We start from the raw sequence: 19059 nt of genomic DNA, 5'->3' as shown, positions 1-19059 counted from the left end.
GACCATGAGAGTTGGTATCGTGGGTGGCGGCATCGTCGGACTCGCCGCGGCGACGTATCTCGCCCGCCGAGGCGCAGACGTGACTGTCTGTGAACGGGGATCGATCGGTGCCGGGAGCACGGAGCGGTCTGCCGGCGGGATCAGAGCGCAGTTCTCGACGCGCGTGAACGTCGACCTCTCCCTCGCGTCGATGGACGTGTGGGAGTCGTTCGAAGACGAGTTCGGTGTGGACATCGCCTACCGACGTGCGGGCTACCTGTTCTGTGCCCGCGAGGAGGCGACCGCCGACGCCTTCCGGGAGACCGTGGAGATGCAACGCGAAGCGGGCGTGCCGGCCGAACTCCTCTCTCCAGAGGAGGCCCGCGACCACTGCCCCGAACTCCACGCCGACCAGTTCGTGGCCGCGACCTACTCCCCCACCGACGGCTTCGCCGATCCACATCTCGCCCTGCAGGGCTACGCCGAGGCCGCACGCGAGGCGGGTGTCGAGATCCGGACGAAGACGGCCGTGACCGACATCGTGCGCGAGTCGCCCGGCGCGACGGCCGAAAGCGACGGAGACGGGGGCGAGGGGTGCGTGGTCGGCGTCGAGACAGTGTCGGCGGGCGGGGAGCAGGAGCGTCTCGACTGCGAGTTCGTCGTCAACGCGGCGGGGCCGTGGGCCGGACAGATCGCCGAGATGGCCGGAGTCGACCTCCCCGTGACGGCCCAGCGCAGGCAGATCGCGGTCGTCGACCCCGAGACGCCGATCCCCGACTCGGTCCCGCTGACCATCGACCTCGACACGGGGTCGTACTTCCGCCCGGAACGCGAAGGTCGAGCACTGGTCGGCGGCTTCTTCGGCGACGAGGCAGACTCGGTGGTCGACCCGGACGACTACACGAAGGACATCGACCTCGACTGGACCGCCGAGGCGATGGAACGCGCGGCCGACACGGCGGGCTACTTCGGCCCGGACTCGCGTGTCGCACGTGGCTGGGCCGGCCTGTACGCGGTCACGCCGGACCACCACCCCATCGTGGAGGAGCGCGCGGGGTTCGTCAACGCGGTCGGTTTCTCCGGCCACGGGTTCCAGCACGCGCCCGCTGTCGGCCAGATCGTCGCGGAACTGGTCCACGACGGCGAGGCGTCGCTGGTGGACATCGAGCCACTACGGAGTGATCGGTTCGAGGACGGCGACGGACTCGTCGAGCGGAACGTCGCCTGAGTCGGCCTCACGCCGGCGAAGTGCGTCGCCTGAGCCGGCCTCACGCCGGCGAAGTGTCGCCTGAGCCGGCCTCACGCCGGCGAAGTGTCGCCTGAGCCGGCCTCACGCCGGCGAAGTAGTGCCTGATCGACCGCGCGGGCGTCGTCCGACTCACTCCCCGCTCGCGTCGAACTCGATGCCCGCGTCGGTCAGCCGGATCGAGAGCTGATCGCCCTCGTCTTCCGACTCCCAGAAGGTCTCCTCGCTTGGCCCACCCTCCACCGACACCGTCACCGTGAACTGACCGGTCGGTGGGAGCGGGTTCTCGAACCGGCGTTCCTCCTGTGCCGGGATGGTGACGGTCTCGGCGAACAGGTCCGTCCCGTCGGTCGTCGCCACGTCGAGCGAGACGGTCTGCTGTTCGTCGGTCAGGTTGCGAACGAGGAGGTCGTCGCTGACCGTCTGGCCGAGACAGCCGGCACCGGCGATCAGCGCGACCGGGAGGCCGGCGAGGAGTCGTCTTCGGCCGACGGTGGGCGGTGGCGTCGTCACGTGTCACGTGACGGGAGGAGCGTGAATGGCTCTTGTGTCTCGCGCTCAGAAGCCCTTGCCGAGCAGTTCCCGCGCGATGATGTTCTTCTGGATCTCGGTGGTGCCCTCGTAGATCTGGGTGATCTTCGCGTCGCGGTAGAACCGCTCGACGTCGTGGTCGTTGACGAAGCCGGCCCCGCCGTGGGTCTGGACCGCCTCGTCGGCGACGTGGACCGCGACGCGCGAGGAGAACTCTTTGGCCATCGACGCCAGTCCGGTCAGCGAGTCGGGTTCGTTGTCGACCGACCACGCCGACTTGTAGGTCAACTGCCGGGCCGCCTCGGTCTGGGTGTGCATGTCGGCGAGTTTGTGCTGGATCGCCTGGAAGTCCGAGATGGCGCGACCGAACTGCTCACGCTCCTGTGCGTACTCCAGTGCGCGCTCTGCGGCCCCTTTGGCGATGCCGACGCCCTGCGCGGCGACCTGCGTCCGGGTCTCGTCGAAGAACTGCATCAACTGGAGGAAGCCCATCCCGCGCGTGCCGATCAGGTTCTCCTCGGGGACGCGCACGTCGTCGAGGATCAGTTCGGCGGTGTCCGAGGCGCGGATGCCCATCTTGCCGGTGATCTTGTCGGCCTCGAAGCCGTCGCGGTCCGACTCCACGACGATCTGTGAGAAGCCGGAGTAGCGGTCCTCGGCGTCGGGGTCGGTCTGGCACATGACGACGAAGTAGTCGCCCACGGAGCCGTTCGTGATCCACATCTTGTTGCCGTTCAGCACCCACTCGTCGCCGTCCTTCTCGGCGCGCGTGGAGACCGACGACACGTCCGACCCGGTGTCGGGTTCGGAGATGGCCGCGCCCATCACCGTCTCGCCGTTCGTGATCGGCGGGAGGAACCGCTCCTTCTGGTCTTCGGTGCCGTACTCCATGATCGCCTCCGCGCCGAAACCGGCGGAGGTGACACAGAGACCGATGCCGGGGTCGGCCGCGAACAGTTCCTCGGTGACGAGCGCCATCTCCATCTGAGAGTAGCCGACGCCGCCGTAGTCCAGCGGGAAGTGCGCCCCGAGAAGCCCCATCTCGGCGGCCTTGTCCATGATCTCGTAGGGGTACTTCTCCTCCTCGTCGTACTCCCCGGCGACCGGGATAATCTCGTTCTCCGCGAACCGTCGCACCTCGTCTCGCAGTTGTTGCTGTTCGTCCGTGAGTGAGAAGTCCATATAGGAACCCACAGGAACCGCACTATTATCCGTTTTGGAACCGAAGAACAACGTGTTGGGAGTTTCTTCGTGGCGGCTCCCGTCACTCTTGTCGGACGCACCCGAACCGGCCCGTAGTGACCACTCGCTCACCGAAACCGGGCAGAGTCGGCGACACGGGCTACGCTGTCCACGACACCGACGAGTCGGTCGAGATCGCCGACGGCGAGTGTCGGCGACTGCGCAGAGAGTAGTCCAGCGGCGACTGCGGTCGAGTGAGTCGGGAGGGACTGCGGAACGCGTGAGCCGGGAGCGGCCGCGAGTAGCGTCGGTTGTCGAGGTCGGTGAGACGGAGAGAAGCGAGACGGGGGAGACGAGACCGGAGCCGCGATCAGGCCGAGCCGGCCGCGACGAGGTCGGGGCTCGCGTCGAGGCTGCTACTGGTCGAGTTGCCGGAGTCGTCGCTGGTCTGCTCGTCGAGGAACTGCTGGTACTCCTCCTGTGAGACGACCTCGACGGTGAAGTACATGTTCGAGTGGGCGACGCCGCAGTACTCAGCACAGTAGCCCTGGTAGGTGCCGGTCTCCTGCGGGACGGTCCGGATCGTGTTCGTCTGGCCGGGGATGGCGTCCTGCTTCAGGCCGAGTTGCGGCGCGTGGAACGCGTGCAACACGTCCTGTGAGGTCACCATGAAGTAGACGGGTTGGTCCACCGGGACGACGACCCGCGGCCCGTTCTCACCGGACGGGGCGCTCATGTAGCCGTGTTCCGGGTAGGTCATGTTCCAGCCCCACTGGAACGCGTCGGCCTGCACGACCACCCCGTCGTCGGTGTCGTCGATGGGGTTGCCACCCTCGTAGGTGACGTTCTCGTTCGCCAGCACGCCGTAGGAGGCGACGCCGACGAACAGCAGGATGATGGCGGTGGCGACCGTCCAGGTGATCTCCAGCCGGCGGTTCTCCTTCGTCGGCTTCGGGCTCTCCGACTTCCGGAACTTCCAGACCGTGTAGAAGAGGATGACCTCGACGAGGATGGTGATCGGCACCGCGACGTACATCAGTTGCCCGTTCAGCTCGTTGATCAGCTCCGAGGTGGCTGACGCCTGCGCCGCAACCGGATCGGCGGCGACTGCGAGCGTGACCACGGAGAGGAGGGCCACGAGTCCGAGACGCTTTGCCTTCATATAAGTCCGGGTTAGGAACTGCCACGTAAATACCTACTGACTCTCGTCACCCGACCGCCTCCCGAGGATCGCCCGGCGACGTACCGACCGCCGGGGAGAGCCGACTCCGCCCGACGACTCCCTCAGTATCGCGGGCCGGCGTGGGACGGAAGCCACGAGACCACCGGTCGAAGCGCGGGGCCTAAATACCGGCGCTCCTAACGGCTTCCCAGTGACTGGGAGTACACACGCCGACCACGGAGACTCCCGCGACCGCCTGTCGGGACTGCTCGCTGCGACCGCGATGGGCGTCTACCTCCTCCTCGTCGTCGGCGCGACGACGACCCTGACCGACGCCGCCAGCGCCTGTGCCGCCTGGCCAGCCTGCGGTGACGGCCTGACGGTGCCGACGACGACCGCCGGCCTGATCGCCGTCGGCCACCGGATCACGGCGCTCGTCGTCGGTCTGCTCGTGCTGTTGTCGGCCGCTCTCGCGTGGCGCTCGGAGACGACTCGCCGCGTTCGGGCCGGCCTGCTCGTCGCACTGCTACTGTTTCCAGTGCAGGTCGGCCTCGGTGCCGTCGTCGCCACCGGCGGTGCCGACTCGCTGCTCGCCGGTGTGACGGTCTCGACCATCCACCTCGGAGTCGGGATGGCGATCTTCGGCGGGACGCTCGCGGCGCTGGCGTGGCACCTCGAACGCGAGACGGGCGACCCCGACGAGTCGCCGGTCGACGCACCCGAACCCGACCTGCCGCCCGCCGACAGCCACGACCCGACGATCCCGACCGAGCCGATCGCGCGGGCGAAGGCGACCGCCTACGCCTACTTCCGGCTGACGAAACCCCGGTTGATGTGGCTGCTCTGTCTCGTCGCGTCGGCGGCGATGGCACTCGCCGGCGGCAGTTCCGGGCTCAGCCCACAGGTCGTCCTGGCGACGCTCGGCGGGGGCGTGCTCTCCATCGGCGCGTCCGGCACGTTCAACCACGTCCTCGAACGCGACATCGACCGCCGGATGTCCCGGACGAGCGACCGCCCGCTGGCGACCGATCTGGTCCCCGTGCGGAACGCGATCGCGTTCGGCGTCGTCCTCGCGCTCGGATCGCTCGCGCTGTTCGCCTCGATCAACTGGCTCGCGGCCCTGCTCGGCCTGACGGCCATCGTCTTCTACAGCGTCGTCTACACGCTCCTGCTGAAGCCGAACACGGTCCAGAACACGGTCGTCGGGGGCGCGGCGGGCGCGCTCCCGGCGCTGATCGGCTGGGTCGCCGTGACCGGCGAGATCGGCCTCGGCGGCCTCGCGCTGGCGACGGTCATCTTCCTGTGGACGCCGGCGCACTTCTACAACTTGGCGTTGGCGTACAAGGACGACTACGAGCGCGGCGGTTTCCCGATGATGCCGGTCGTGCGCGGCGAGACGGTCACCCGGAAACACATCCTCTGGTACCTCGGCGCGACGCTGGTGGCCGCCGGGGTGCTGGCGACCCACGCCGACCTCGGCCTGCTGTACGTCGGGGCGGGTATCGTCTTCGGGGCGGTGTTCCTCTGGGCGGTCGTCCGCCTCCACTACGAACAGACGGAGTCGGCCGCGTTCCGGGCGTTCCACGCCTCGAACGCCTACCTCGGCGCGGTCCTGCTCGCGGTCGTCGTCGACACGCTCGCGATCTGACCCGCGTCCACCTGATCCATGTCCACCTCACCCGCCGACCGACTCGCCTCGGCACTCGCGGCCCTCGCGGACAGACTGCGCCCCTCGCGGCGCGACCTCCTGTTGCTGGGACTCGTCGTCAACACCGAACTGCTGGCGATGTTCGCGTACCTCCTGTTGACCGAGGTGACGCTCTCGGAGCCACGCTACGCGCTCTACGGCCTCGTCTGGCTGACGCTCGGGCTGTGGGTGCTGGTGAAGGTGCGGCCCGCACCCGCCAGCACTACGACTCGGCGAAAGGCACTGGCGGTCGCTGTTGGCTACTTCGCGTTGCTCGCGGTGGCGGGGGGACTGGTCACCGGCGGCGGGGTGGGCGCACTCGGTGCGCGGATCGGCTGGCTCCCGCCGGGGTGGGGACCCGCGCTGATCTACAGCGGCGCGACGGTGAACGTGATCCTGATGCCGGCCCGCGTCGTCGGCTACCTCGCGCTGGCGTATCTCGTCTACGCGACCGTCATCGACGCGGCGAGTGCGGCGGTGTCCGGCCTGTTGGGCCTGCTGTCGTGTGTCTCCTGTTCGTGGCCGATTCTCGCCTCGCTGGCGGCGGCAATCGCGGGCGGTGGGTCGGCGCTGGCGGCCGCGACGACACCGCTCTCGTACGATCTCTCGACACTGGTGTTCGTCGTCACTGTCGGGTTGTTGTACTGGCGACCGTTCGGTCGGTAGGCGTCGGGGACGACCAGTCGCAGGCGAGGCCACAGCGTCGTCGGTAGAGCGTCGGTCAGTAGACGAAGTCGTCGTCGAACCGACCGCCGTAGGCGACCTGCTTGGGATGTGTCGCCTCCATTCCCGAGAGGAGGATTCGGTCGAGTTTTCCCCACGTGTTCTCCCAGCCGAGGTGCGCGAACTCCAGTGCACCCTGCAGTCGGTGGCCGAGTCCGGGTCGGTGACCGACGTTGCGAGGGTGCCCCTCGCGGAAGGTCGTCACGAGGTCGGTCTCGGTGTCGATGCGGGCGTCGAAGGCGGTCCACGCCTCGCCGACGCTCCGCCGGAGGTGGGCGTACGAGGAGCCGAACGCCGGCTTCTCGGAGCCCTCGACGATACTGCGGGAACGACTGTTCTGCGGCGGGAGACACTTCGCGTTGTACGACTCGACCGCGTGGATGCGGTCGGCGTGGGCGGCGATGTCGCCGGCGGTGAGACTGACGTTCAGCAGTTCGGGGTGCGGGACGAGGACGGCGGCGTCCTGACGCTCGAACTCCCGGAGGGCGGCGTCGAGCGAGATGAAGTCCGGGACCGGGTCGGAGAGACCGACCGCGAGGACGTGCCGACGCTGGTGCCACGGGCCGGCGAACACCTCGCGGGCCGGGACGACGAGGAGGTCGTCGTCCGAGAACTCGTCGGCGCGGGAGCGTATCTCGGGGAGGCGCGTGAAGTGTGGAGCGTACACCAGCACGTCGATGTTCCGGGCTTTCGCCCGCGCGACGACTGTCTCGTCTAACACCTTCACGTGGGCATCGACCCGCGTCGTCACCGCTGTCACGTTCCCACGTCGCCGACGCTCCCATTAGTGGTTACTGTTCGCCGACGACGGCGTGGGTCGCCGTCCCACGGTTTGGAGACACGTCGGGGGAGTGAAAACGTTTAGTCCCCCCGCCGAGACGCTTCGGCTATGGCGTGGAAATGTGGGATCGACGGCTGTGGCCGGGAGTTCGAGGCGGTCGAGGAGACAATCGTCCACCAGACGGAAGACCACGAGCGCCACGAGTGCAAGGTCTGTGGAACTATCGTCCCGGACGGCTTCTTCGCCATCCGGCACGCGTTCGACGAACACCGGCGCGCCGAGTTCATGCGCGCCTACGACGCGGACTCCTCGGACGTGCGCGAACGTGAGGACGTGAAGGAGGCCATCGAGTCCGAGGCGGACCTGCAGGTCGTCGTGGATCGACTGGACGAGAACGGCGCGCTCTGAGTCGGGTCGACTCGACTCGGATCGACACGACACCTCGCGGTCTCGCTCTCGGCTTCACTCCGCCCCTTCCGGCCGTCTCGGCCACTCGGTCGTCTGACCCACTCGGTCGTCTCGCTCACTCACTGCTCCCGTCGTCGGTCCTCACTCACCCGTCTCCCGCTCCAGTTCGGTCTGCCCGTCGTGCTCGTACAGTCGGACCATCCGGTCGAAGAAGACGAGCATCAGCACCATCGACACCGCACCGCCGACCAACGTCCGCAGTCGGTCCTGCCGGAGCGCGGCCCGCATCGTACCGAGGTGGAGCACCCCGCCGACTGCCAGCAGGCCCAGCGTCCCCGGTTCCGAGCGCAGGCCCCGGTTGAGCCAGACGCGCTCCCCGAGGACGACCCGAGTCGCCCACGCCTCGTCGGTCTCCGGTGGCGAGACGAGGAGGAGATTGGTCACGACGCCGAGGACTGTCCCGCCGAGGAGTGTCGGGCTTCGGCGGTAGATGGCGAGCAGGAGGATCGGGTAGGCGGCGATCAACGGCCAGACGCTTCGCGGACTGGCGTGTGGCTCCCAGAAGGCGGTGGTGACGAGGTCCCGGTCGGTGGTGTCCGGTGTGTCGGCGGGCATCGCTACTCGGCGGGACGCGAGTCGCGGTGATAAAACGTCGTCGTGGGTGGTCGGTTCTGCGAAGCGTGGTCAGGAGCCGAGGACGCGGGCCGCGACGCCTGCGAGGATGACGAGTGCACCGGCGACGAAGGTGCCGGGAATCGGGAGGACGAACAGGGCCGCACCGAACAACATGGCTATCGTGGATGCTCTCACACTCTGTGGAGTGGCGTGGGTGACTTGAGCGCGCTGGCCAGTTTGTTGTGATACCCTTCAGGTCGCAGGACTACTCTGAACGCTCTCTCAGAGGAACCACGTGATCGACGCGCCAATCGCCATGAACACGATGTCACCGAAGAACGGTGGAAGAACAGCGTAGTAGAACCCTAAGACGCCCGATTCTCTAGCGAGAAAGCCGAACAACAGAAGATTGTACGCACCGATCAGCACCATCACGATCCCGAGTACCCGAAGTAGCGTCCGAGCGACCGCACTGCCACGATTCGACTGCACCTCAGCTATCACCTTCAGGCGCTGGAATAGGCCGGGCTTGTCGGGCTGATCGCGGTCGATCTCTGCCGGTTCCTCCGACTCTCCGAGACTCCCGTCGAGGTTCGTGTCGGGACTCGTCGTCACCTCCGGTTTCGGGCGGGAGAGGTCCATCTCATCCTGCTCGTCGCCGGTCTCGATCTCGCCCAACACCGCACCCTCAGATGCGCCCGCACCGATCTCGGCGGACACCTGTCGGTTCTTCAACTCCAGACAGTCGTGATTCTCCGGTAAGCGATGCTCGGCGCAGAAGGTGCCCTCACAGTAGGTGCAGGATTGCGAGATGTCCGTCTCGTCACACTGGTCGCACTCTGGCATCTAGCTGGAAACGAGTTGGCAGAACACCAGTATCAGTGTTCCGACGAGACGAGTCAGTTCAGAAGTATAGGAGAGAGCGTTTTCCTAAAACGCTACAGAAGTCGCTGTGTCGATGAGTTCGAGAGGATATGGGGTCGGAGGGATTTGAACCCCCGATCGACTGATATCTCCGGTACGCCTCGGTTCTCCAGAGGGTCGTCGTCACGACCGATGATCAGTCGGTCGCTCGGTATATCAGTCTGGAGTTCGTCACCGGGCGGTGCCTCTGGAGTCAGTCGCCATGCCGGGCTTGGCCACGACCCCTCGGTCACACAGTACCCCCGACGGCCTAAAAGGGATTTCGGTACGGTGGCGGGATCACCGCCGACGCAGGACGGCACCCGCACCGACCACCGGGAGCGCGACCCACGCGAGGAACCCGCCGACGACGACCGGGAGCGACAGGCCGGTGGTCGGCAGGACTGCCGACAGCCCCCCACCGGTCGCCGGCAGGCCAGACAACACCGCGATCCGGAGCAGGTCGACCGGGTTCGCCAGCGCGAGCAGGGTCGCGGTCGTTCCACCCAGTTCCGTGCCGGCGATCAGTGCCAGCGCCGCCAGATCGTGCAGGAGGACGAAGTAGAGCCACGCGAGCAGACTCCCGCCGAGGGCGTGGGTCGTCTCGCCCGCCAGCGCCGACAGCAGGACGCCGACCGCGAGGAACGCCACCCCGCAGGCGAGCACGGCGAACAGGAGGCGAGCGTACAACACCCACCCGGAGAGTCCGGCGAGCGCGAGCAACAGCGCCCCGCCGAGACCGAAGCCGAGTGTCACGCCCGCCGCGAGCGTGGTGGCTCTGCCGAGGTACAGGCCGAGGAGCAGTCGCCGCCGGGTCACCGGAAGCGCGAGCAACACGTCCAGCGACCCCTGTTCGTCTGCCCCCGCGACACTCCCGACGCCGAGCGTCAGCCCCGCGAGTGGGACGAGATACGCCGACAACTCGGTCAGCGTGGCGACGACCGTGGTGTACCGGGCCGGCCCGACCGACGAGGCACCGAGGAGGACCGCCGACACCGACAACAGGCCGAACAGGCCCGCGAGACCGACACCCCAGCGCGCGCGACTCGTGACCCGGTACTCTCGCCGGGCCAGCGTCCACACCTCCCCGCCGACGTCTCGGAACCGACCGACCGCAGACAGTCGATGCTCGTCGACCGCCGACGACTCGGTGTCGCGTCCAGTCTCGGTCGTGGTCCCTGCGTCGGGTTCCTCGACCGGGGAGTCGACGCGGAGGCTCACGCCGACTCACCTCCCAGCGAGACCGGCGGCTCCGCGTGGACCGCATCGCGGAACACGTCGTCGAGCGTCGTCCCCGCGGACGTGTCGTCTGCCGCCGGCGCGCCGTCACTCCCGACCGACCGTCGGAGGTCGGCGACGGACCCGCGCTCGCGGACCACGCCGTCCTCCAGCACGGCCACCCGGTCGCAGAGCCGCTCGACGACCGAGAGAACGTGCGAGCAGACGACGACCGTGGTGTCGGTGCGCTCGGCCAGCGCCCCGACGAGCCGGTCGAAGGCGGTCACGCCGTTCGGGTCCAACCCCGCGGTCGGTTCGTCCAGGAGGAGCACGTCGGGGTCGGCGACCAGCGCGGTCGCCAGCCCGAGTCGGCGGGCCATCCCGTTCGAGTAGTCGCCGACCGGGCGGTCCGCCGCATCCGCCAGCCCCACGGTCGCCAGCGTCCGAGCGACACGCTCCCGGCGGGCCGACTCCGGTACCCCGCGCAGGCGAGCGTGGAACCGGAGCACCTCCCGCCCGGTCAGTGCGGCCCGGAAGCCCGACGCCTCCGGGAGGTAGCCGACCGCCTCGCGGACTGCCGGGCCGGCAGTCGGGTCGTGGCCCGCGACCTGTACCGACCCGGCGTCGGGCGACTCGTGGCCGACGAGCAGGCGGAACAGCGTCGTCTTGCCGGCCCCGTTCGTCCCGACCAGTCCGAGCGTCTCGCCGTCCGCGACCGACAGCGAGACGCCGTTCAGTGCGGTCACGTCGCCGTACCGTACCGTCACGTCGTCAATCTCGAGTGGCATAGTATCGCCTCCAGTCGTGCGGGGAGCGCGCGAGGGGGTGTTCGTCCACGACGCCGGGCGTCTCGACCGCCGGGAGCGTCCGTTCGGCGAGTCGCACGAGGTCGAACGCGGGACTACCGACGAAGACGCGGGCCGCCGGATGTTCGGCCGTCACGCGGTCGAGCAGCCCCTCGGGGCGGTAGCGCGTCTCGCTGATCCCGTCGTCGTCGGCGTCGGCGACCGAGGCCGTCGCCCAGTAGTTGCCCCGCGAGGCGTTCCAGACCACCTCGGACTCGACGACCGCCTTCACCGCGTCGTCGTTCCGGACGAAGCTGTTGCCGGTCACGCGCTCCCGGACGCTCCCGGCCGTCAGGTGGACGCCGACCCGGTTCGCCAGCAGGAGGTTGTCGGCGACGGTGTTGTTCAGGGCGTTGTAGACGTACAGCCCCTTGTCGTTGCCGACGAGGTGGTTCCCGCTGATCTCGGTGTCGTCGACGCTCTTCACGAGGATGCCGTGGCCCGACCGGCCGGTGTTGTTCACCGCGACGTTGTCCACGATCTGCAGGTCCTCGGAGACCATCAGCGCGTAGCCCACGTCGTTGTCGAACGCGGTGTTGTCGGCGAGGCGGTTCCCGTCGGAGTACATGTAGTGGACGCCGTACCGCAGGTCCCACAGCGTGTTGTTCCGGGCGACGACCCCCGACGAGAACGAGTAGTAGATCCCGTCCCGGACGTCGGTGATCCGGTTGTCCCGGACCACGGCGTCGGTCGCCTCCCACAGTTGGACGCCGTTCCCCCGGTTCGTGTGCTGGCGGACCGACTCGCGGCCGACGATCGTCGTGTCGATCACCCGTGCCTCGCTCGCGCCGTCGATCCAGACGCCGAAGGTGGTGTCCGTGACGCGGCAGTCCACGACCGCAGAACCGTCGCCGGCTACCCAGATCGCGGCGTCGTTCGCCGAGGCGTTCCACCCGGCGTCGCGGACCCACAGACCCCGGACCGTCACGTTCGCGGCCGAGAGCGTGAGGACGGTTCCCTCGCCGTCGCCCGCGAGGACGGTCTCCTCGACCCCCGCGCCGGCGAGCGTCACGCCGGGCGTCTCGACCGTCACGGGACCGTCGAAGCGACCGCGCAGGTGGACCGTGTCGCCCGACCCGGCGGCGTCGAGCGCCGCGTCGAGGCTGTCGTAGTCGGTCCCGTCGACCGTGGCGACGCCGTCGGCCGTCGGTGGGTCGCCGAAGTCGTACTCGTCGGGGACGGGCGGGTCGAACTGGATCCGGTCACGGGGTGCGGGTTCGTCGCCGTGGGTCGCCGCTCCGACGCCACCGACCGGCCCGACCGCGACCGCCAGCCCACTGGCTGCGACGAGCAGGACCGCCGCGAGCAACGGGATGGTCGCCTCGGCGTCGGGTCGGTGCATCGGTCATCCCCCCGTGCTCCGGTCCGTGTTCTCTCCACGCTGTCCTGCACGGCCGCGCAATCCGGCGAGACGCTCGCGGAGGCGACCGGGCAGGTCGGCGAACCGGACCGCCTCCCCTCGGTAGTAGTACGCGACCGCGAGCGACCCGACCGCCACCGCGGTCAGGTACGCGCCGGCACCGAACCGGGAGTAGCTGGTGATGTTGGCGACGGTGTACTTCCCCCACAGCGGGGGTGTGAAGCCGGAGACGCCCAGCATCGGCGCGTCCGGGTCGAGCGAGTGGCCCGCCTGCCAGAGCCGGTACTGGATGTCGGCGAGCAGCACGCCGAAGACGGCTGCCGTTCCGACGACCTGTGCCTGCAGGCCGCGCCGGAGTTTCCGCCCGGTCGGTGCCAGTGCGACGAACAGGCTGGTCGCCGCGACGCCGAGGAACGCCACCGGCCCGAGCGACCACTCGGGCACGTCGATGGCCGCGTCCTTCACCGGGAAGTTCGGCTCGACGAGCACCGGGTCCGGGTAGTAGAACCCGACGTACTTGTTGAGCCGTGCCATCTCGGCGTAGTCGCCGGTCAGTCGCGGGTAGGCGTACAGGTTGACCGTCAGCGTCGTGTCCGGATACTGGACCGCCGACACGTAGATGGTCCACATCGGGAGCGCCAGCGCGACGACCAGCAGGACGCCGGCGACGACCGGCAGACCACGGCGGACCTCGCGGAACTCGGTGGGGTCGGGGAGTTGCATGGAATCACCTCGTGTGTGGGTCGTGTGCGCGTCTGTTGGGTGGGTCGTGTCGAAGCGTGGGGGCGAGGAGTCAGTTGTCGCGCGGTTCGACGATCAGCCGCGAGCGCATCTCCAGGTGGAGTGCGCTACAGAAGTACGTGCAGTACACCCAGTAGACACCGGGGTCGTCGGCGGTGAACGTCACCTGCCGGGTGTCCTGCGGCGCGATGGCGAGGTTGATGCCGTGTTGCGGGATGGCGACGCCGTGGATGATGTCCCGCACGCCCTCGATGTTGGTGACGGTGAGCGTCACCTCGTCGCCCTCTCTCACGCGGAACTCGCTCTCGGAGAACTCCGAGCGCTTCGAGGAGAGCTTCACGTGGACCGACTCCTCGCCGGTGCGCTCGACGCCGGACTTGCCGGCCGTGACGAACGGCTTCTCGCCGGCGTAGTCCTCCTTGTTCCACGTCGTCGCCGGGTCGAGTTTCGCCCGGTCGACGAAGACGCAGTCGTGCGGTTCGGGGTGGACCGGTTCGTCCATCACCAGTTCCATCCCGCCGCCGTCGTCGCCGATGTGGATCAACTGGTCGTTGTCCGGGTGGATGGGTCCGACCGGGAGGAACCGGTCCTTCGAGAGCTTGTTCAGCGAGACGAGCCAGTCGCCGGCCGGGTCGGTCGTCTCGCCCTCCACGGCCTGCACGTGGCCGGGGTTGTAGTGGACGTCGATCTTCTCGACCACGGGGTCGGTGGAGTTCTTCTCGGCTTCTACTGCGGTCTCCACGTCCCACTTCACGACCTGCGAGTCGATGAAGACGGAGGTGTAGCCGTGGCCACGCCCGTCCCACGTCGTGTGGAGGGGGCCGAGGCCGACCTTCGGTTGCCCGACGACCGCGTTCGCCGGGTCCGACACCGAGTCGAGTTCGTCGATGTCGACGATGGTCACGGTCGGGGAGAGTTTCCCGCTGGCCGTGACGTACTGTCCTTCTGGCGTCACGTCACAGCCGTGGGGGCTCTTCGGCACCGGGACGTACCGGACGATGGGGTTCGATCCGCTGTTGAGCGACGACTCTTTCCGGCCGTCGAGCACCTTGACGCCGTTGACCTCCTCGTACCTGCCGGCCTGCAGGGCCGACTCGATGGCGTCCACGTCGAACGCCTTGAGGTAGTCGCGGTCGTCGTGGGTCATCCCCTGGATGTCCAGCGCCTCCTCCTTGTTGTAGCCGGTCGCGAACGCCCAGCGGCCCGACTTCCCGGTGTCGGCGTTGTCGAGGTTCCCGGAGACGCGCACCTGCCACTGGACCTCCATCGACTCGGGGTCCAGCGCGGTGAACGTGGACCAGTGTTTGTCCGTGTCGTCGACGTTCGTCCCGTCGTTCGGCACGGGCGTCCGGAACTCGCCGACGCCGTAGACGTACTTCGTGTCCGGGCTCTGGACCGCACAGCCGTGACACGCCTGCACGTTCGGGATGTCGGTGATGGCGTCGGTCTCGAAGTACGTCAGGTCGATGCGAGCCATCCGACCGTTCGCCTTGTCGTTGATCCAGAGGTACCGGCCGTCGTAGTCGCCGCCGGACTCCGAGAGGACTGGGTGGTGTGCGTCCCCGAACGCGACGTCGCCGGTCTCCGCGAGCATCTCGCTCGTCTCGTCGTCGTGGCCGAAGCCGGTCGCGCCGTCGGGTTCGAAGACGGGGATGCGGATCAGTTCCCGCATCGAGGGGACGCCGACGACTCTCACTTCGCCGGAGTGGCCACCGGACCAGAACCCGTAGTACTGGTCGTGTTCGCCCGGCGGGACGGAGTGGTCGGGCGTGTCGGACTGCTGTGTCGCGCCGGCCGAGTTGGACCCGTCGTCGCCGAGTGGGTTGCCGAGACACCCGGCCGTCGCCCCGACCGCGCCGGTCACCGCGCCGGCCTTCAGGAAGTCGCGCCGGTCGAGTTCGAGGCCGGCGAGTTCCAGTCGCGGGTCGTCGTCGACGCCCGGCACCGGGTCGTCGACCGTCGCCAGCACGTCGTCCAGTTTCTCCTCGTACTCGTCGACGACCGCCTCGGGGTCTGTCACGTCGGCGTCGAGTGTGGTGTCTGCCATCTCGATCACCTCAGACGACCTTGACGTAGCCGACCATCCCGCTCATCTCGTGGGGGATGCAGTAGTACTTGTACGTCCCTTTCGTCTCGAAGGTGTGTTCGTAGGTCCCGTCGGCCTTCACGTTACCCGCTCGCTCCTCGGCGTAGCCGTCCTTCGCGGCCTGTAGCGAGTCGAAGTCGCCGGAGGCGAAGTAGGTCGCACCCTCGGGAATCTCCGCCTCGTAAGCCGTGACGGTGTGGCCGATACTCCCGACGTTCTTCCACGTGACCGTGGTACCAGCAGAGACCTCGATCCGCTTCGGGGCGTACTTCAGGCCGTCGGTCATCTCCACGGTGCTCGTCTGTGTCCACTTGCTCTCCGACCCGCCGGAGTCGGTGGACTCGGTCGTCTCGCCGCCGCTACCGCCGCCACCGCCGCCACTCGCGTCCGTCGGTTCGTCGGTCGTCCCGCCGCCACCGCTACAGCCGGCGACGAGGACACTGCCCGCAGTTGCAAGCCCGGTACAGAGGAATCGCCGTCGCGTAGTGGTGTCGCGCATCGGTGGTCACCTACAGGCGGAGCGAGACGGCACGATCACTTGTATCGGCGAGCGAACTCCCGTCCGCTGAGAAGCCACGCGAACACCTTCGGTCGCCCTACTTAACTGTCGGTGGGTGGCGACTCTGTTCGCTCTCTGTGCCGGAAAAATCACGTTGAGTGGCTGTGGAACGACTCGACCTCGGGGTGGCACGGCGAGACAGTCGCGCGGTCCGGTTGGATCGTCGGTCGGATCGACAGAGCGGTCGCGCGGTCCGGTTGGATCGTCGGTCGGATCGACAGAGCGGTCGCGCGGTCCGGTTGGATCGTCGGTCGGGCCGGGCGAGGCGGCGGGACGTTCGATCGGGATGTCGTCGCTCGGGGACCCACGGCGTGGCTCGTACTCCCCACGCCTCCCCGACTGCCGGCGACCCGGACCGCGAGCAGGTCCTCGCTGTCGCTCGGACACGGCACGGTTCCGGTCGCCACCAGATCGCGTCCGGTCTGGGGTCCGGCCCCGTCGTCGCCAGTCGAAGGCGTCTCGCCTCGCAGTCACCAGCCGAAGACGCTCAGTCTCCCGGTCACCAGCCGAAGACGCTCCGTCTCGCAGTCACCAGACGAACGCGAACAGGCCCCAGAAGGCGACGTAGGCCCCCACGGTCGAGAGAATCGGCACGACGTTCTGCATCACGATCACGCGCCCGGTCGTCGTCGGGTCGAACAGGTCGCCCGTCTCCGGGGTGTCCTCGGGGTCCTCCTCGCCGATCTTCGGCACGTCCTCGCCCGGTTCCTCCGAGGCCAGCGCCCCGACCGAGACGGTCGGCTGTTTCTCGCCGCGAATCCCCTCCGAGGCCGTCACGGACCGACTGGCCCGCCCCCACCCGAGGCCGACGATGGACATCGTGGCGATGATGACGAAACTCGCCGGGATGCCGATCGCAGAGAGGGTCGTGACGATGGCCGAGGAGACCACCGCGACGACGATGGCGGCCGTGAGCGGCAGATCCGTGATGTCGTTCCCGAGGGTGTCCAGCGTCCGGCGCGCGATGGTGAACGCCCCGACCGCGACCGCCGCACCCCCGAGCAGGATCAGCGGGTTCATCTCGACGCCCGCGCCGTACAGCGGCGCGATGGCGTTGGCGATGTTCGAGGTGCCCGAGGAGAACGCCATCAGACAGCCGATGCCGACGACGACGCCGGCACCGACCAGTTCGCGGTCGGTCGTCTCCGGGCCGCGCGAGACGGTCGGGAGGGTCCCCGACCGGTCGATCTCGATCAGTGGCCCGTCGGTGCTCTTGACGGCGACGAGGCGGTTGATCTGCGGGTAGAGGTAGCGCCCGACGACGCCCGAGACCCAGAAGCCGATGATCGGCGCGACGAGCCACCAGACGACGATCTCGCCCATCACGGCCCAGTCGAGTGCGTCCGCCGCGACCCCGAGTCCGGCGATGGCCCCCACGGCCGTCATCGAGGTCGAGGCGGGGACGCCGAAGTAGTTGCCGACGAACAGCGCCCCGCCGATGAAGAAGAGCACGACGATACTCGTCTCGATGGTGAAGACGCCCGGATTCGTGACGAGGTCCTCCCCGAGCGTCGTGACGACGTTCCGGCCGAGCGTCCACGCGCCGACGAAGAAGAAGACCGACATCAGCGCCGCCGCCCCGGCCTTGGAGATGACACCGGAGCCGACCGCCGGCCCGAACGCCGGGCCGGTCGTCGAGCCGCCGATGTTGTAGCCGACGAACAGCGAGACGACGACGCCGACGCCGAGCAACAGTTCGATCATGCCAGAAAGTTCGGGGCGAGGCGGATAAATCGCCCGTCTGGAGCGTCTGTCGGCTCCCGGACAGACACCGACGCGCCGTCGGTGACCCGGCGACCGGTCGTCCCCGACGCGGCGTCACGCCTCCCGAGGGTCCAGCACGTCCCGCAGTGCGTCCCCGAGTACGCTGACCGCGACGACCGTCAGCGTCAACGCGACCAGCGCCCCGGCCCACGGCCACCACGTCACGAAGGGCGACCGCTGGAGGCCGATGGCGATCACCTCGCCCCACGACAGCAGGTCGATGTCGTTCAGGTTCATGAACGACAGCGCCGCCTCCGTCAGGATCAGGAGTGGCACCTGCCGGGTCGCCGCAGTCACCACGGTACTGGAGACGTTCGGCAGGACGTGCCGGCGGATGACCGACAGGTGGCCCGCGCCGGCCGACTCCGCCGCGAGCACGAAGGGTTCCTCGCTGCGCTGGACGACCTCCCCGTGGACCAGTCGGGCCACACCACCCCAGTTCAGCAACCCGAACACGACCACGAGCAGGAACAGACTCCGGCCGACGTAGAACTGGAGGATGATGTAGACGAGGAACGCCGGCAGGACCTGCTGCACGTCGACGTACCGGAGCAGGAGCGTCTCGACGCGGCCGCCGACGTAGCCCGCCGTCAACCCGACGACGGTCGCCAGCGGCACGATCAACAGCGAGGCGATCAGCGCGACCTTCAGCGCGACGTGGGCCCCGCCGACCACGAGGCGGAGGACGCCGCGCCCGGTCCAACTCGTCCCCAGCGGGTAGCGCCACGTCCCGTGACACCGGCCGTCGGTCACGGTGCCGAGGCAGTTGATCGCCGTGGTGGTGTCGACCGACGCGAACACCGGCGGCTGGGAGATGTGCATCGCGTTCGCGGTCGGGCGACCGAGCAGTGCGGGGCCGACTGCCCCGACGACGACGAACAGGCCAGTCCCGACGAGCGCCGCGACCGCCGCCGGGTCGGCCCGCAGTCGCGCCCAGTAGCGCAGTGTCGGCGTCCGATTTCGGCCGAGTGGAACGACGACACCCCACGCGAACACCAGGAGGGCGAGGAGAAACGGCCAGTCGAGCATCACGGGGTCCCACCCGGCGACCAGCGGCGTGCCCGAGGGGACCGAGGTGTAGTCGTAGGCGAACGCCGCGAGGAGGGCGGCCGCAGAGAGGCAGACGCCGGTCGTCCGACGACTGGGCCCGAATCGGCGGCCACCGGGCGACCACTCGGCGGTGGTGAACAACGGGGGGTCGTCGACCGACATCGACAGGTGGTTCGCCGGGTGCTGTGAAAAAGTTGTCAGTGGCTGAAATCCGGATTT

At 68.5% G+C, this 19059-nt stretch carries 19 protein-coding genes and 1 tRNA gene; 4 read left to right on the top strand and 16 right to left on the bottom strand.

Translation table 11 applies throughout. The features are described 5' to 3' along the window. Nucleotides 1-4: 4 nt before the first annotated feature. Entirely contained in the window at nucleotides 5-1207 is a 1203-nt protein-coding gene (locus LI337_RS13240; RefSeq protein ID WP_227230312.1) for an NAD(P)/FAD-dependent oxidoreductase, read from the top strand. A 150-nt stretch (nucleotides 1208-1357) separates the two neighbouring features. Here LI337_RS13240 and LI337_RS13235 read toward each other — a convergent pair whose 3' ends face one another. From LI337_RS13235 to coxB, 3 genes are all read right to left on the bottom strand, one after another. After that, nucleotides 1358-1738, bottom strand: a complete 381-nt coding sequence (locus tag LI337_RS13235; RefSeq protein WP_227230311.1) for an Ig-like domain-containing protein — start codon at nucleotides 1736-1738, stop codon at nucleotides 1358-1360. Between the two features lie 45 nt (nucleotides 1739-1783). Continuing rightward, nucleotides 1784-2938 carry an acyl-CoA dehydrogenase family protein gene (locus LI337_RS13230; RefSeq protein WP_227230310.1) on the bottom strand — a complete coding sequence of 385 codons (1155 nt, stop codon included), beginning with the start codon at nucleotides 2936-2938 and terminating at the stop codon, nucleotides 1784-1786. 370 nt (nucleotides 2939-3308) lie between these two features. Then, nucleotides 3309-4100, bottom strand: coding sequence for a cytochrome c oxidase subunit II (gene coxB / locus LI337_RS13225; protein ID WP_227230309.1), 792 nt, complete (start codon nucleotides 4098-4100; stop codon nucleotides 3309-3311). Between the two features lie 283 nt (nucleotides 4101-4383). Between coxB and LI337_RS13220 the strand changes: the two genes are divergently transcribed. After that, nucleotides 4384-5748, top strand: a complete 1365-nt coding sequence (locus LI337_RS13220; protein WP_227230902.1) for a heme o synthase — start codon at nucleotides 4384-4386, stop codon at nucleotides 5746-5748. Nucleotides 5749-5766: 18 nt separating this feature from the next. After that, nucleotides 5767-6453 carry a DUF7546 family protein gene (locus LI337_RS13215; RefSeq protein WP_227230308.1) on the top strand — a complete coding sequence of 229 codons (687 nt, stop codon included), beginning with the start codon at nucleotides 5767-5769 and terminating at the stop codon, nucleotides 6451-6453. Between the two features lie 55 nt (nucleotides 6454-6508). On the opposite strand, the gene LI337_RS13210 is transcribed toward LI337_RS13215, so the two are convergent. Continuing rightward, nucleotides 6509-7270, bottom strand: a complete 762-nt coding sequence (locus tag LI337_RS13210) for a PHP-associated domain-containing protein (RefSeq protein ID WP_227230307.1) — start codon at nucleotides 7268-7270, stop codon at nucleotides 6509-6511. 129 nt (nucleotides 7271-7399) lie between these two features. Here LI337_RS13210 and LI337_RS13205 point away from each other — a divergent pair, with 129 nt between their 5' ends. Beyond that, on the top strand, nucleotides 7400-7699 hold the full coding sequence (locus tag LI337_RS13205) for a DUF7565 family protein (RefSeq protein WP_227230306.1): 300 nt from the start codon (nucleotides 7400-7402) through the stop codon (nucleotides 7697-7699). Nucleotides 7700-7840: 141 nt separating this feature from the next. Here the strand turns inward: LI337_RS13205 and LI337_RS13200 are convergent, their stop codons facing one another. The 12 genes from LI337_RS13200 to LI337_RS13150 form a co-directional block, all read right to left on the bottom strand. After that, nucleotides 7841-8314 carry a DUF6653 family protein gene (locus LI337_RS13200; protein ID WP_227230305.1) on the bottom strand — a complete coding sequence of 158 codons (474 nt, stop codon included), beginning with the start codon at nucleotides 8312-8314 and terminating at the stop codon, nucleotides 7841-7843. Between the two features lie 69 nt (nucleotides 8315-8383). Next, the gene (locus LI337_RS19950) at nucleotides 8384-8509 is read right to left on the bottom strand and encodes a hypothetical protein (protein WP_264475005.1); all 126 of its coding nucleotides are present in this window, start codon (nucleotides 8507-8509) and stop codon (nucleotides 8384-8386) included. A gap of 87 nt (nucleotides 8510-8596) precedes the next feature. After that, nucleotides 8597-9160, bottom strand: a complete 564-nt coding sequence (locus LI337_RS13195) for an AN1-type zinc finger domain-containing protein (RefSeq protein WP_227230304.1) — start codon at nucleotides 9158-9160, stop codon at nucleotides 8597-8599. A 129-nt stretch (nucleotides 9161-9289) separates the two neighbouring features. Beyond that, nucleotides 9290-9463: transfer RNA gene (locus tag LI337_RS13190), tRNA-Trp, on the bottom strand. Nucleotides 9464-9517: 54 nt separating this feature from the next. Then, complete coding sequence (locus LI337_RS13185) at nucleotides 9518-10438, bottom strand: ABC transporter permease (protein WP_227230303.1); 921 nt, start codon at nucleotides 10436-10438, stop codon at nucleotides 9518-9520. Continuing rightward, complete coding sequence (locus LI337_RS13180; protein ID WP_227230302.1) at nucleotides 10435-11223, bottom strand: ABC transporter ATP-binding protein; 789 nt, start codon at nucleotides 11221-11223, stop codon at nucleotides 10435-10437. The genes LI337_RS13185 and LI337_RS13180 overlap by 4 nt, the downstream gene beginning before the upstream one ends. Then, nucleotides 11207-12622 carry a nitrous oxide reductase family maturation protein NosD gene (gene nosD / locus LI337_RS13175; protein WP_227230301.1) on the bottom strand — a complete coding sequence of 472 codons (1416 nt, stop codon included), beginning with the start codon at nucleotides 12620-12622 and terminating at the stop codon, nucleotides 11207-11209. The genes LI337_RS13180 and nosD overlap by 17 nt, the downstream gene beginning before the upstream one ends. 3 nt (nucleotides 12623-12625) lie before the next feature. After that, complete coding sequence (locus LI337_RS13170) at nucleotides 12626-13363, bottom strand: hypothetical protein (RefSeq protein WP_227230300.1); 738 nt, start codon at nucleotides 13361-13363, stop codon at nucleotides 12626-12628. Nucleotides 13364-13433: 70 nt separating this feature from the next. Next, nucleotides 13434-15428: a TAT-dependent nitrous-oxide reductase gene (gene nosZ / locus LI337_RS13165; RefSeq protein WP_227230299.1), complete on the bottom strand. Its 1995-nt coding sequence runs from the start codon at nucleotides 15426-15428 to the stop codon at nucleotides 13434-13436. Nucleotides 15429-15438: 10 nt separating this feature from the next. Next, nucleotides 15439-15966 carry a plastocyanin/azurin family copper-binding protein gene (locus LI337_RS13160; RefSeq protein ID WP_227230298.1) on the bottom strand — a complete coding sequence of 176 codons (528 nt, stop codon included), beginning with the start codon at nucleotides 15964-15966 and terminating at the stop codon, nucleotides 15439-15441. Nucleotides 15967-16554: 588 nt separating this feature from the next. Beyond that, nucleotides 16555-17730, bottom strand: a complete 1176-nt coding sequence (locus tag LI337_RS13155) for an inorganic phosphate transporter (protein WP_227230297.1) — start codon at nucleotides 17728-17730, stop codon at nucleotides 16555-16557. A 114-nt stretch (nucleotides 17731-17844) separates the two neighbouring features. Further along, nucleotides 17845-19002: an ABC transporter permease subunit gene (locus tag LI337_RS13150; RefSeq protein WP_227230296.1), complete on the bottom strand. Its 1158-nt coding sequence runs from the start codon at nucleotides 19000-19002 to the stop codon at nucleotides 17845-17847. Nucleotides 19003-19059: the final 57 nt, after the last annotated feature.

Source organism: Salinirubrum litoreum, assembly GCF_020567425.1.
In the GTDB taxonomy this organism is placed as follows: Archaea; Halobacteriota; Halobacteria; order Halobacteriales; family Haloferacaceae; genus Salinirubrum; species Salinirubrum litoreum.
Note: the sequence above shows the minus strand (reverse complement) of the source record. Positions and strands in the feature narration are given on the sequence as shown.

Excerpts from the sequence above, each read along its gene's own strand:
- LI337_RS13240 (WP_227230312.1), top strand. The coding sequence starts at position 5 with ATGAGAGTTGGTATCGTGGGTGGCGGCATCGTCGGACTCGCCGCGGCG.
- LI337_RS13230 (WP_227230310.1), bottom strand. The coding sequence starts at position 2,938 with ATGGACTTCTCACTCACGGACGAACAGCAACAACTGCGAGACGAGGTG.
- coxB (WP_227230309.1), bottom strand. The coding sequence starts at position 4,100 with ATGAAGGCAAAGCGTCTCGGACTCGTGGCCCTCCTCTCCGTGGTCACG.
- LI337_RS13220 (WP_227230902.1), top strand. The coding sequence starts at position 4,384 with ATGGGCGTCTACCTCCTCCTCGTCGTCGGCGCGACGACGACCCTGACC.
- LI337_RS13215 (WP_227230308.1), top strand. The coding sequence starts at position 5,767 with ATGTCCACCTCACCCGCCGACCGACTCGCCTCGGCACTCGCGGCCCTC.
- LI337_RS13205 (WP_227230306.1), top strand. The coding sequence starts at position 7,400 with ATGGCGTGGAAATGTGGGATCGACGGCTGTGGCCGGGAGTTCGAGGCG.
- LI337_RS13200 (WP_227230305.1), bottom strand. The coding sequence starts at position 8,314 with ATGCCCGCCGACACACCGGACACCACCGACCGGGACCTCGTCACCACC.
- LI337_RS13195 (WP_227230304.1), bottom strand. The coding sequence starts at position 9,160 with ATGCCAGAGTGCGACCAGTGTGACGAGACGGACATCTCGCAATCCTGC.
- LI337_RS13180 (WP_227230302.1), bottom strand. The coding sequence starts at position 11,223 with ATGCCACTCGAGATTGACGACGTGACGGTACGGTACGGCGACGTGACC.
- nosD (WP_227230301.1), bottom strand. The coding sequence starts at position 12,622 with ATGCACCGACCCGACGCCGAGGCGACCATCCCGTTGCTCGCGGCGGTC.
- LI337_RS13170 (WP_227230300.1), bottom strand. The coding sequence starts at position 13,363 with ATGCAACTCCCCGACCCCACCGAGTTCCGCGAGGTCCGCCGTGGTCTG.
- nosZ (WP_227230299.1), bottom strand. The coding sequence starts at position 15,428 with ATGGCAGACACCACACTCGACGCCGACGTGACAGACCCCGAGGCGGTC.
- LI337_RS13160 (WP_227230298.1), bottom strand. The coding sequence starts at position 15,966 with ATGCGCGACACCACTACGCGACGGCGATTCCTCTGTACCGGGCTTGCA.
- LI337_RS13155 (WP_227230297.1), bottom strand. The coding sequence starts at position 17,730 with ATGATCGAACTGTTGCTCGGCGTCGGCGTCGTCGTCTCGCTGTTCGTC.
- LI337_RS13150 (WP_227230296.1), bottom strand. The coding sequence starts at position 19,002 with ATGTCGGTCGACGACCCCCCGTTGTTCACCACCGCCGAGTGGTCGCCC.